This window comes from Chromobacterium sphagni, assembly GCF_001855575.1.
GTDB lineage: Bacteria > Pseudomonadota > Gammaproteobacteria > Burkholderiales > Chromobacteriaceae > Chromobacterium > Chromobacterium sphagni.
In genome coordinates, this window is the sequence record NZ_MKCS01000001.1 from 2,001,572 (window position 1) to 2,013,735 (window position 12,164).

Sequence of the window (12,164 nt, forward strand, 5' to 3'; positions counted from 1 at the left end):
TCCATGTGGCAGCGTTTTCCCCGTCTGGGCGCATGGCTGGCGGTGCTGGGTGGTTTCAGCCTGCTGGCCGTGCTGACACTGGCCCCGTTGGTGCGCTATTCCAAGAGCTTGCTGGTGGCGGATGCGCCGCAGCAGCGGGCCGACTGGATCGTGGTGCTGGGCGGGGAGAGCGGACAACGGGTGATTGGCGCGGCGGAATTGTTTCATCAAGGCCGCGCGCCGTTCGTGTTTGTCAGCGGCGAGGGCGATTGTCGGCTGATCGTCAAGCGGCTGGTGATGGCGGGCGTGCCGCGAGCGCGCATTGGCTACGAATGCCTGTCGAAAAGCACGTACCAGAATGCGCAGTTCACCCGGCATTACCTGGCCGCGCAGCAGCCCAGGCGCATCACGCTGGTGACTTCCTGGTTTCACTCGCGGCGCGCGCTGGAGACTTTCCGCCGGGCTTGGCCTGAAGTGGACTGGGGCATGCATATGGTGTATCCCGGCGACGACCTGTACCACAGCCTGGCTATCAATGAAGCCGGCGCGGTGCTGTCCGAATATTTGAAGATACTGGTGTATTCAGTACGTTATTGGACCTTCTGAATGTTAGTGACTCCTCCGATTACCGAGCGCAAGATCCGCTTCGCCCTGGTGGGCTGCGGCCGCATCGCCAACAATCATTTCGGCTCGCTGGAAAAGCACGCCGACCGCGCCGAGCTGGTCGACGTCTGCGACATCGATCCGGTTGCGCTGGCGGCTGCGGTTGAACGCACCGGCGCGCGCGGCCACAGCGACATGAGCGCGATGCTGGCGCAGACCGACGCCGACATCGTCATCCTCACCACGCCGTCCGGCCTGCATCCGCGCCAGAGCATCGAGTGCTCGGAAGCCGGCTTCCACGTGATGACCGAGAAGCCGATGGCCACCCGCTGGGAAGACGGCCTGGCAATGGTGAAGGCCGCCGACAAGGCGCAGAAGCACCTGTTCGTGGTCAAGCAGAACCGCCGCAACGACACGCTGCAGCTGCTCAAGCGCGCGATGCAGGAAAAACGCTTCGGCCGCATCTACATGGTCAACGTCAATGTGTTCTGGACCCGTCCGCAGGAGTATTACGACGCGGCCGGCTGGCGCGGCACCTGGGAGTTCGATGGCGGCGCCTTCATGAACCAGGCCAGCCACTATGTCGATCTCTTGGACTGGCTGATCGGCCCGGTGGAGAGCGTGCAGGCCTACACCGCCACGCTGGCGCGCAACATCGAGGTGGAAGACACTGGCACCGTCAGCGTCAAGTGGCGCTCGGGCGCGCTGGGCAGCATGAACGTCACCATGCTGACCTATCCGAAGAATCTGGAAGGCAGCATCACCATTCTCGGCGAAAAAGGCTCGGTTCGGGTCGGCGGCATGGCCGTCAACGAGATCCAGCACTGGGACTTCGCCGAGCCGCACCCGATGGACGACGAGATCAAGAACGCCAGCTACGCCACTACCAGCGTCTACGGTTTTGGCCATCCGCTGTATTACGACAACGTGATCAAGACCATGCGCGGCGAAGCCACGCCAGAGACCGACGGCCGCGAAGGGCTGAAGTCGCTGGAATTGCTGATCGCGATGTATCTGTCGGCCCGCGATGGCCGCCGCGTCAGCCTGCCGCTGGATTATTGATTCACCCGACGGCCGGACTGCCATGCGCAGGCCGGCCTTGCTACATCGAAGCATTACCGTCATGGCCGAAGAGAAGAAAGAACCCTGGTTGAATTACCTGGCGCTCACCACCGTCATTCTGGCGGTGTGCGCCACGCTGTCCACTTTCAAGGGCGGCGGCTTTTCCACCCGCAGCGTCATCGCCCAGGCGCAGGCGTCGGACCAATGGGCCTATTATCAGGCCAAGGGCATCAAGGGCAATCTGTACGAGATGGAGCACGACCGGCTGCAGTTCGAGCTGGACAATCTGCCGGCAGGCGCCGGCGCCGCGCAGCGCCAGCGCTACCAGGCGGCCATCGATCAGGCGGCCAAGCGCGCCGAGCGCTACGGCGCGGAACGCAAGGCGATAGAGAAGAGCGCCCGCCAGTTGGAAGACGAACGCAACCAGGCGCAGCGCCAGGGCAAGCCCTTCGGCATGGCGGTGATCTTCCTGCAGGTGGCGATCCTGATTTCGTCGATCGCCGGCCTGTTCAAGCGCAAGCGGATCTGGCTGACGGCGCTGCCGGTGGCCGGCCTAGGCCTAGTGTATTTCGCCGACGGCTTTTTCCTGTTTTTCTGATTAGAGGCTTCGCACCATGGAATACACAGTCCACAGCTCCGCCATCGTCGATGCGGGCGCCCAGATCGGCGTCGGCACCCGCGTCTGGCACTGGGTGCATATCTGCGGCGGCGCTCGGATCGGCGCGGGCTGCTCCTTCGGCCAGAACGTGTTCGTCGGCAACGACGTGCTGATCGGCGACAACGTCAAGGTGCAGAACAATGTGTCGATCTACGACGCGGTGACGCTGGAGGACGACGTGTTCTGCGGCCCGTCGATGGTGTTCACCAATGTCAACAATCCGCGCAGCCACGTCAACCGCAAGAACGAATACCGCCGCACCGTGGTGAAGAAGGGGGCGACCATAGGCGCCAACGCCACCGTGGTCTGCGGCCACACGGTGGGCGAGTACGCCTTCATCGGCGCCGGCGCGGTGGTGACGCGCGACGTGCCAGCCTACGCGCTGATGGTGGGCGCGCCGGCCAAGCGCATAGGCTGGATGTGCGGTTGCGGCGAGCGCCTGCCCAACGACATCGGCACCCACACCTGCGCGGCGTGCGGCATCCATTACGAGGTCGGCGGCAACCACTGCACGCCGGTGTGAGTTTTAATCCGGGCGGCGGCGTTTGCCGGGCCGCCGTCATTCGAATATTGAGAAGACCATGTCCATCCAGTTTATTGATCTGAAAGCGCAGTACCAGCATCTTAAAGCCGACATCGATGCCCGCATCCACGCGGTGCTGGACCATGGCCAGTACATCATGGGGCCGGAAGTGAAGGAACTGGAGCAGCAATTGGCGGCCTATACCGGCGCCAAGCACGCCATCGGCGTTTGCGATGGCACCAAGGCGCTGTTGATCGCGATGATGGCGCTGGATATCGGCCCCGGCGACGAAGTCATCACCACCCCGTTCACCTTCATCGCCACCGGCGAAATGATCGCGCTGTTGGGCGCCAAGCCGGTGTTCGTCGACATCGACCCCATCAGCTACAACCTGGACCCTAAGCTGCTGGAAGCGGCGATCACCCCGCGCACCCGCGCCATCATGCCGGTCAGCCTGTACGGCCAGGCGGCCGATTTCAGCGCCATCAACGCTATCGCCGAAAAGCACGGCATCGCGGTGATCGAGGACGGCGCGCAAAGCTTCGGCGCCGGCCAGCACGGCAAGAAATCCGGCAATCTGTCCACCATCGGCACCACCAGCTTCTTCCCGAGCAAGCCCTTGGGCTGCTACGGCGACGGCGGCGCCTGCTTTACCAACGACGACGCGCTGGCGAAGAAGATGCGCGAAATCCGCATCCACGGCCAGGACCGCCGCTACCACCACCCGATCATCGGCATCAACGGCCGCCTGGACACCATCCAGGCCGCAGTGCTGCTGGCCAAGATGCCCAGCTTTCCCGACGAAGTGGCCGCGCGCGAGCGAATCGGCGCGCGCTACAGCGAGCTGTTGCAAGATGTGGCGCGGGTGCCGGTGATCGGCGCGGGCAATACCCACGTCTACGCCCAGTACACCATCGAAGTCGACAATCGCGACGCGGTGCAGGCGGCGCTGAAGGAGCTGGGCGTGCCCACCGCGGTGCATTACCCGATTCCGCTGCACCTGCAGCCGGCCTTCGCCCACCTGGGACAGGGCGAGGGCTGCTTCCCGCTGGCGGAAGCCGCCGGCAAGCGCGTGATGAGTCTGCCGATGCACCCCTTCCTGGACGAAGCCACCCAGGATGCGATCGTGGCGGCGGTGAAGAAGGCTCTGGGTTGAGGGGGATGCTGACGCTGGCCTCCCTGCGCATGCCCAAGAGCGGCTTCATCCGCCACATCATCACCCTGGTCACCGGCGCCGCCGTGGCCCAGGTGGTGCCGCTGCTGGCGTCGCCCTTGATCACCCGGCTGTACAATCCGCATGAAGTGGGCATCCAGACCGTCTACGTGTCGTGGATGTCGACGCTGGCGGTGCTGGCGACCGCCCGCTACGAGATGGCCATCGTGCTGCCGGCAGACGACAAGCGCGCCAGCAACCTGATGGGGCTGTCGCTGCTGTGCGCCAGCGCGCTGGCGCTGCTGATCGGCCTGGTAGTGCTGCTGGGCGGCCATTCCCACATCGCCACCCACCTGGGCGCGCCGGAGCTGCAGGCCTGGCTGCTGCTGCTGCCCTTGTCGGTGTGGCTGGCCGGCCTGATGCAGGCCTGGACCAATTGGAACAATCGCCACCGCCGCTACCAGGCCAACGCCAACGGCCGCATGACGCAGTCGCTGGGCATGGCCGGCACCCAGGTGCTGGCCGGCTGGCTGGGCGCCGGGGCCGGCGGCCTGATTCTGGGCCAGTTGGCGGGGCAGATCGGCTCGCTGCTGTCGCAGGCCTGGGCCGATCTGAAAACCCGTTGCGGTTGGCGGCGCGACATCAGCCGCCAGCGCATGCGCGAAGCCGCCATCGCCTACATCGAGTTTCCCAAGATCAACGCGCCGCATGCGTTGAGCACGGCGATGCTGGATTCGGTCACGCTGGTGGTGCTGGCGATGCTGGCCAGCACCTCGGCCGTCGGCTATTACGGCCTGATGATGCGGGTGTTGAAGCTGCCGGCGGCGCTGATCGGCCAGGCGGTGGCGCAAGTGGCCTACCGCGAGCTGGCGGAGGCGCGCAACCTGGGCAAGCCGCTGCGTCCCATCCTGCGCAAGATGATGCTGACGCTGTTCGGCATGGCGATGTTTCCCTTCCTGGTGATCCAGATCTTCGGCGAGCCGCTGTTCACGCTAGTGTTCGGCCGCAACTGGGCGGAAGCCGGCCGCTACGCCGAGGCGATGTCCTTGTTCATACTGTTCCATTTTGTCGCATCACCGCTGGGAATGGTGCCGCCGGTGATCAACCGCCAGCGCTTCGCCTTCCTGTTGTCTTTGGTGCAGGCGGTGCTGTTTCTGGGGTCGTTGTGGCTGGGTTTCCGCATCTGGCAGGATGCCGTGCCCACTTTTCAGCTGGTATCCGTAGTGATGGCCGGCTATTTCATTGCATATTTCACCTGGCTCTACAAGGCGGCACGATGAACTGGAATGGAATCTTCAGCCGCATCCGCTTTCGGCTGTCGGCATGGGTGCGGCCGCGCATGGTGTACGGTTTTCACCGTGGCGACGGCGTCTTCCTCAAGCGCACCCGCGTCTCCAACATGACGCGGGTCGAGCATATCGACAAGCTGATGGTGGAGGACAATGTCTACATCGGCCACTTCAACCTGATCGACGCCTCCGGCGGCCTGTTCATTGGCGAGGGCTGCCAGATCACCAATTACGTGTCCTTGCTGACCCACTCCAGCCACGTCGCCATCCGTCTTTATGGCCGCGAATACCTGGACCGCGGCGACCACGCCGGCTATCTGAAGAAACCCACCGCTCTGGGGCGCTACAGTTTCGTCGGCCCGCATTCGGTGCTGATGCCCGGGGTGGCGCTGGGCAAAGGCAGCATCGTGTCGGCCTACAGCTTCGTGGCGGCCGGCGACTACCCGGACTTCGCCATCCTGGCCGGCAATCCGGCCAAGGTGGTGGGCGATACCCGCGACATGGACGCCGAATGGCTGGCGCTGCATCCTGACCTGCATCCGCTGTACGAGGCCTGGGCCGATGACTGAACGGATACGCCGCCTGCTGGTGGTGGGCTCGGCCTCGGTGCACACCTGGCGCTTCCTCGCCGGCATTGCGCCGCATGTCGACGAGATCTACCTGGCTTGCAACGACGAAGCGCCGGCCGAGCGCCGGCCGGCCAATCTGAAGGGCGTGCTGCGCGTCGACTTCAGCCTGAAGGCGCTCGCCACAGCCGGCCGCCTGCGCCGCTGGATCCGCGAGCTGCAGCCGGACATCGTCCATGTCCACCAGGCCAATAGCGTGGCCTGGCATGCGCGCCGCGCGCTGCGTGGCATCGACATCCCGATGCTGCTCACCGCCTGGGGCTCGGACGTGCTGTTGCTGCCGCAGCAAAACCGGCTGATGCGGGCGATGGTGCGCGGCAACCTCAAGGCCGCCGGCGCCGTCACTTCCGATTCGCTGTACATGGCGGCCAAAATCCGGGAGTTGGCCGGCGACTGCCGGATCCGACTGCTCAACTACGGCATAGACGCCTTGCCGCCGGAGTCCAATCCGGCCGTCAAGAGGAAGCAGGTGCTGTCCTGCCGGCTGCACAAGCCGCTCTATCGGATAGACGCCATCCTGCGCGCCTGGCAGCGGGTGGAGCAAAGCGGCCATTTTGCCGACTGGAACCTGGTGGTCGCCGCCAGCGGCGGCGAGACCGGGGCCTTGCAGCAGCTGGCGCGCGATTTGAAGCTGCGGAATGTGGAATTCGCCGGCTTCGTCGACAGTCAAACTCTGGGGCGGCTGTACGCCGAATCGCGCGTCTTCGTCAGCGTGCCGCGCTCGGACGCCACCAGCATCAGCCTGCTGGAGGCGATGGGCCACGGCTGCCTGCCTTTGCTGTCCAATCTGCCGGCCAACGGCGAATGGGTGATAGACGGCCTCAACGGCGTCATCGCCGAAGACGTGGGCCGGCTGGGCGACGAAATGTTGCGCGCGATGCGCATGTCCGCCGACGACGCGGCGCTGGCCAGGATCGCCGAGATGAACCGCGGCCTGGTGGCGGCCAAGGCGCTGCACCAGGCCAATATGGCCGGCTTTGCCGATTTGTACCGCGAGCTGGCCGCAGACAAGGTTTGAAAAATGAAAATAGCCCACCTGACTTCCGCCCACCCGCGCCACGACATCCGCATCTTCGTCAAGGAGTGCTGCACGCTGGCTGCTGCCGGCCATGATGTGACGCTGATCGTCGCCGACGGCCAGGGCGAGGAAATCCGAGGCGGCGTGCGCATCCACGACGTCGGCCCCAAGACCGGCGGCCGCCTGTCGCGGATGACCGGCACCGTCAAGCGAGTGTACCAGGCGGCGCTGGCGCTGCGGCCGGACGTGGTCCACTTCCACGACCCAGAGCTGATTCCCGCCGGCGTGCGCTTGAAGCAGGCCGGCATCAAGGTGGTGTACGACGTGCACGAGGACGTGCCGCGCCAGATCCTGGCCAAGCACTGGATACCGGGCGCGGTGCGCCCCTTGGTGTCCGGCGGCTTCGAGACGCTGGAAGACTGGGCGGCGCGCCGCTTCGACGCCATCGTCACCTCCACCCCGCACATCCGCAAGCGTTTCGAGAAACTGGGCGCCAACGCGCTGGATGTGTGCAACTTTCCCATTCTGGCCGAGCTGGTGCGCGACACGCCGTGGGACAGCCGCCGCAACGAGGTGTGCTACATCGGCGGCATCAGCCGCATCCGCGGCATCGAGCCCATCGTCGCCGCGCTGCCGGACACGTCCACCCGCCTGAACCTGGCCGGGCCGTGGAGCGAGAGCGACCTGAAGGCCAAGGTGACCGCCGAGCCCGGCTGGGCGCGGGTGAACGACCTGGGCATGCTGGACCGCAAGGGCGTGGTCGAGGTGCTGGCCAGGAGCAAGATAGGCCTGGTGACCTTGTTTCCCACGCCCAACTACGTCGACGCGCTGCCGATCAAGCTATTCGAATACATGGCTGCCGGCATGCCGGTGATCGCTAGCGACTTCCCGGTGTGGCGCGAGATCGTCGACGACGCCGGCTGCGGCGTGCTGGTTGACCCGCAGGACGTGGCCGCCATTTCCACCGCCATCAACGCGCTGCTGGCCGACGAAGGCCGGATGCGGGCGATGGGCGAGTCCGGCAAGCAGGCGGTATTGAACAAGTACAGCTGGGCGGCGGAAGGCGAGAAGCTGGTTGGTTTGTACCGCCGGCTGGAAGAGGGCGCCAAATGAAGCTGCGAGCGCTGCTGTTTCCCTTGCTGCTGGTGCTGGCGGCGGCCCTGTTGCTGTTCCAGTTGAATCGTTCCATGGCGGGCATTGCCGCCACGCCGCCGATGATCGCCGCGCATCTGATGTTGGCCGCGCTTCTGCTGCTGCCGCTGTGGCTGAACAAAGCCTGGCTGGGCAGGAAACTGGCCGACGCCGGTTGGCCGGCGCTGCGCGCGCAAGGCCAGGTCCGCTTCATTCTGATTTATGGCGTGCTGGGCAGAGGCGTGCCGCTGACGCTGTTCGTATTCGGCATGTCGTCGGTGGCCCAGAGCAAGCCGGCGCTGGCCATGGGGCCAGGGCTGCTGTTCTGGCTCTTAATGGGCGGCGTGTTCGCCAGCAGCCAGTGGCGACAGCTAGAGCGCGCCAACCAGACTCAAGACAAACAATAATATGCGCATTCTCTATATCAACCACTACGCCGGCAGCCCGCGCCACGGCATGGAATTCCGCCCCTATTACCTGGCGCGCGAATGGGTGAAGGCCGGCCATCAAGTGAACATGCTGGCGGCGGACGTGTCGCACCTCAGGCAGCTGCACCCGCAGCTCGCCGGCAAGTATCACGACGAAGACATAGACGGCATCCGCTACACCTGGTGCAAGACCCGTCCTTACGAGGGCAACGGCGTCGGCCGGGTGCTGAACATCTTCAGTTTCCTGGCCCGGGTGATGGGCCTGTCCGGTCGATACTTGAAGCAGTGGAAGCCGGACGTGGTGATCGCCTCGTCCACCTATCCGCTGGACACCGTCCCGGCGGCGTGGATCGCCGGCAAGACCGGCGCGCGGCTGGTCTACGAAGTGCATGACCTATGGCCGCTGACGCCGGTGGAAGTGGGCGGCATGTCGAAGAAGCACCCCTTCATCCGCCTGCTGCAGTGGGCGGAAGATTTCGGCTACAAGCGGGCCGACACGGTGGTGTCCATGCTGCCCTGCGCCAAGGACTACATGATGGCGCACGGCATGGCCGCCGAAAAATACGCGGTGGTTCCCAACGGCGTGGACGTGGGCGAGTGGCAGGGAGATACGCTGGCATTGCCGGCCGAGCACAGGATGCGGCTGGCTGAACTGAAAGCGCAGGGCCGCTTCGTCGTCGGCTATGCCGGCGGCCACGGCCTGGCCAACGCGCTGGATTTCCTGCTGGAGGCCGCCGCGCAGCTGCAAGGCACGCCGATCAGCTTCGCTCTGGTGGGCGATGGCCCGGACAAGGCGGCGCTGGCGGCCCGCGCCGCTGAGCTGAAACTGGATAATGTGCTGTTCTTGCCGTCCATCTCCAAGCGCAGCGTGCCCAATTTCCTGGCCGAGTGCGACGCGCTGTTCATCGGCTGGCGCAAGCTCCCCATCTACCGTTTCGGCATCAATCCGAACAAACTGTTCGACTACATGATGGCCGGCAAGCCGGTGATCCACTCGGTGGAAGCCGGCAACGACATGGTCAGGGACGCCGGCGCCGGCATCAGCGTCGGCGCGGAAGATCCGTCCGCCATCGCCGACGCGGCGCGGCGCATGGCGGTTTTGCCGCTGGCCGAGCGCGAACGGATGGGCGCGGCCGGCAAGGCCTATGTGCTGGCCAACCACGATTACGCGGTGCTGGCGCGGCGTTTTCTGGCGGCGGTGAGGCTGTCGTAGGGCGGAAGCCCGCTGTGCGGGCGTTCCGCCATTGTCGTTATGGATGAAGTTGAGGCGGAGCGCTCCGGTGGGGCTTCCGCCCTGCGGGATGGGCAAAAGATTTTGCGAGCCGTGCGCGTGATCGCGCGCGGCGACGAACATGGACGGCGGCCATAGCGGCCGCGCTAAGACGAAGGACTGAGAAATGAGCGAACAAAAATTCCTGCCGTTCGCCTTGCCGGACATCGGCGAGGAAGAGATCAACGAAGTGGTCGACGCGCTGCGTTCCGGCTGGGTCACCACCGGTCCCAAGACCAAGCAGTTCGAGGCCGACTTCGCGCAGTTCATCGGCGACGGCGTCGAGGCGATCGCGGTGAATTCCGCCACCGCCGGCCTGCACCTGGCGCTGGAAGCCATAGGCGTGAAGGAGGGCGACGAGGTGATCGTGCCGTCCTACACCTTCACCGCCACCGCCGAAGTGGTGCGCTACTTGGGCGCGCACCCGGTGTGCGTGGACGTGGACGCGGCGACGTTCAACATCCGCCCGGCCGCCATCCGCGCGGCAATCACTGACAAGACCAAAGCCATTATCCCGGTTCACTTCGCCGGTCTGGCCTGCGAGATGGACGAAATCATCGCCATCGCCCGCGAGCACGGGCTGAAGATCGTCGAAGACGCCGCCCACGCCATGCCCACCTATTACAAGGGCAAGCTGGTCGGCACGCTGGATTCCGACGTGACGGTGTTCAGCTTCTACGCCAACAAGACCATGACCACCGGCGAAGGCGGCATGGTGGTGTCGAAGAACAAGGACATCATCGCCAGATGCAAGGTGATGCGCCTGCACGGCATCAGCCGCGACGCCTTCGACCGCTACGTGTCCAAGACTCCGGCCTGGTTCTACGAAGTGGTGGCCCCGGGCTACAAGTACAATATGCCGGACACTGCCGCGGCGATGGGCATCCATCAGCTGAAGAAGATCCGCGGCTTCTATGAAAAACGCGAAGCCATGGCCCAGCGTTTCGACCGCGAACTGGCCGACCTGCCGCTGATCCTGCCGGCGCGCGCCAAGGACCAGGGCAGCAACCACGCCTGGCACTTGTACCCGGTGCGGATCAAGCCGGAGGCCGGAATCAGCCGCGACGACTTCATCGCCCAAATGGCGGAGAAGGGAATCGGCTGCTCGGTGCACTTCATTCCGCTGCACCGCCAGCCGGTATGGCGCGACGGCTACCAGCTGACCCGGGAACAGTTCCCGGTGGCTGATGCCGCTTTCGAGGCCGAAGTGACGCTGCCGCTGTACACCCGGATGACGGACGAAGACCAGACCCGCGTCATCGCCGCCGTGCGCGGAATCCTGGGCGCATGAGCCAGCTGGGCTCAAACCAGGGCGGCCAGCTGCTGCCGCCCTGCTGCCGGCCGCCGCGCCATGGCTCGCGCCTGGCGAAGCGGCTGTTCGACCTGGCGGCTTCGGCCTGCGGCCTGCTGGCGCTGGCCTTGCCCTTGCTGCTGGTGGCGCTGTGGGTGAAGCTGGACTCGCCCGGACCGGTGTTCTTCCGCCAGGTGCGGGTGGGCCGGAACGGCACGCTTTTCCGCATCCACAAGTTCCGCACCATGCAGGTGAATACCGAGCAGCTGGGCCAGCTGACGGTGGGAGCCGACAGCCGCGTCACCGGCGCCGGCCGCATCCTGCGCAAGACCAAGCTGGACGAGCTGCCGCAGCTCTTGGACGTGCTGTTCGGCGACATGAGCCTGGTGGGGCCGCGGCCGGAGGTGCCCAAATACGTGGCGCACTATCCGGCAGATGTGAGAGAGATCGTGTTGTCGGTGCGCCCCGGCATCACCGACTGGGCATCGATCAAGATGATCGATGAAAACGAGATACTGGGCCGCGCCGCCGATCCGGAGCGCGCCTATATCGACGAAATCCTGCCGCAAAAGCTGGGCTATTGCGTGCGTTACGCCGAAACCCACAGCCTGCTTGGCGACATCCGCATCATCGCCGCCACCTTGATGAAGATCGTGACCCGATGACCACTCTGAGACCGGCCACCCGGGAGGATGCCGAAGCGCTGGCGGAGATTTATCTCGCTTGCCGCCGCGACATGCCCTACGCGCCGTTGGTGCACAGCGACCAGGCGGTGCGGCAATGGTTTGCCGAGGCGCTGCTGCCGGCCGGCGGGGCATGGCTGGCGGAGCGGGACGGCGCGATCGCCGGTTTTGCCGCCTGTTCGATGCAGGATGGCGCGCTGTGGCTGGATCAGCTCTACATCCGCCCCGGACTGCAAGGGCGCGGCGTCGGCGGCGCGTTGTTGGACCATGTGTTGCGGCAGGGGGCGGATGTCTGCCGCCTGCATGTGTTTCAAGCCAATCCGGGTGCGCGCCGTTTTTATGAAGCGCATGGTTTCACATTGCTGAGCCTGGGCGATGGCCGGGATAACGAGGAATGCTGTCCGGACGCGCTGTACCAGTGGGTACGCGTGCCGGCGGGGAATCAATAAC

The 12,164-nt window shown here is 65.3% G+C and carries 14 protein-coding genes; all 14 read left to right on the forward strand.

The window, feature by feature from the left end; genetic code table 11:
• The first annotated feature begins 3 nt into the window (after positions 1-3).
• The 14 genes from BI347_RS09525 to BI347_RS09590 all read left to right on the forward strand — a co-directional run bounded on the left by BI347_RS09525 (position 4) and on the right by BI347_RS09590 (position 12,163).
• On the forward strand, positions 4-585 hold the full coding sequence (locus BI347_RS09525) for a YdcF family protein (RefSeq protein ID WP_071115769.1): 582 nt from the start codon (positions 4-6) through the stop codon (positions 583-585).
• A complete protein-coding gene (locus BI347_RS09530) occupies positions 586-1,644 on the forward strand; it encodes a Gfo/Idh/MocA family protein (RefSeq protein ID WP_071114317.1) in 1,059 nt (352 codons plus the stop codon).
• Positions 1,645-1,705: 61 nt separating this feature from the next.
• Positions 1,706-2,242 (forward strand): DUF4337 domain-containing protein, encoded by a 537-nt coding sequence (locus BI347_RS09535; protein WP_071115770.1) that lies wholly within the window; start codon positions 1,706-1,708, stop codon positions 2,240-2,242.
• A gap of 16 nt (positions 2,243-2,258) precedes the next feature.
• Positions 2,259-2,825, forward strand: a complete 567-nt coding sequence (locus tag BI347_RS09540; protein WP_071114319.1) for an acyltransferase — start codon at positions 2,259-2,261, stop codon at positions 2,823-2,825.
• 58 nt (positions 2,826-2,883) lie between these two features.
• A complete protein-coding gene (locus BI347_RS09545) occupies positions 2,884-3,981 on the forward strand; it encodes a DegT/DnrJ/EryC1/StrS family aminotransferase (protein WP_071114320.1) in 1,098 nt (365 codons plus the stop codon).
• Positions 3,982-3,986: 5 nt separating this feature from the next.
• Positions 3,987-5,258 carry a lipopolysaccharide biosynthesis protein gene (locus BI347_RS09550; RefSeq protein ID WP_071114321.1) on the forward strand — a complete coding sequence of 424 codons (1,272 nt, stop codon included), beginning with the start codon at positions 3,987-3,989 and terminating at the stop codon, positions 5,256-5,258.
• Positions 5,255-5,836 (forward strand): acyltransferase, encoded by a 582-nt coding sequence (locus BI347_RS09555; protein WP_071114322.1) that lies wholly within the window; start codon positions 5,255-5,257, stop codon positions 5,834-5,836. The genes BI347_RS09550 and BI347_RS09555 overlap by 4 nt, the downstream gene beginning before the upstream one ends.
• Positions 5,829-6,911 (forward strand): glycosyltransferase family 4 protein, encoded by a 1,083-nt coding sequence (locus BI347_RS09560; RefSeq protein WP_071115771.1) that lies wholly within the window; start codon positions 5,829-5,831, stop codon positions 6,909-6,911. The genes BI347_RS09555 and BI347_RS09560 overlap by 8 nt, the downstream gene beginning before the upstream one ends.
• A gap of 3 nt (positions 6,912-6,914) precedes the next feature.
• Positions 6,915-8,024, forward strand: coding sequence for a glycosyltransferase family 4 protein (locus tag BI347_RS09565; protein WP_071115772.1), 1,110 nt, complete (start codon positions 6,915-6,917; stop codon positions 8,022-8,024).
• A complete protein-coding gene (locus tag BI347_RS09570; RefSeq protein ID WP_071115773.1) occupies positions 8,021-8,449 on the forward strand; it encodes a hypothetical protein in 429 nt (142 codons plus the stop codon). Before BI347_RS09565 ends, BI347_RS09570 begins: the two co-directional genes overlap by 4 nt.
• A 1-nt stretch (position 8,450) precedes the next feature.
• A complete protein-coding gene (locus BI347_RS09575) occupies positions 8,451-9,683 on the forward strand; it encodes a glycosyltransferase family 4 protein (RefSeq protein WP_071115774.1) in 1,233 nt (410 codons plus the stop codon).
• 184 nt (positions 9,684-9,867) lie between these two features.
• Positions 9,868-11,031: a DegT/DnrJ/EryC1/StrS family aminotransferase gene (locus BI347_RS09580; protein ID WP_071115775.1), complete on the forward strand. Its 1,164-nt coding sequence runs from the start codon at positions 9,868-9,870 to the stop codon at positions 11,029-11,031.
• Complete coding sequence (locus BI347_RS09585) at positions 11,028-11,696, forward strand: sugar transferase (RefSeq protein ID WP_083338784.1); 669 nt, start codon at positions 11,028-11,030, stop codon at positions 11,694-11,696. Before BI347_RS09580 ends, BI347_RS09585 begins: the two co-directional genes overlap by 4 nt.
• Positions 11,693-12,163: a GNAT family N-acetyltransferase gene (locus tag BI347_RS09590; RefSeq protein ID WP_071115776.1), complete on the forward strand. Its 471-nt coding sequence runs from the start codon at positions 11,693-11,695 to the stop codon at positions 12,161-12,163. Before BI347_RS09585 ends, BI347_RS09590 begins: the two co-directional genes overlap by 4 nt.
• Position 12,164: the final 1 nt, after the last annotated feature.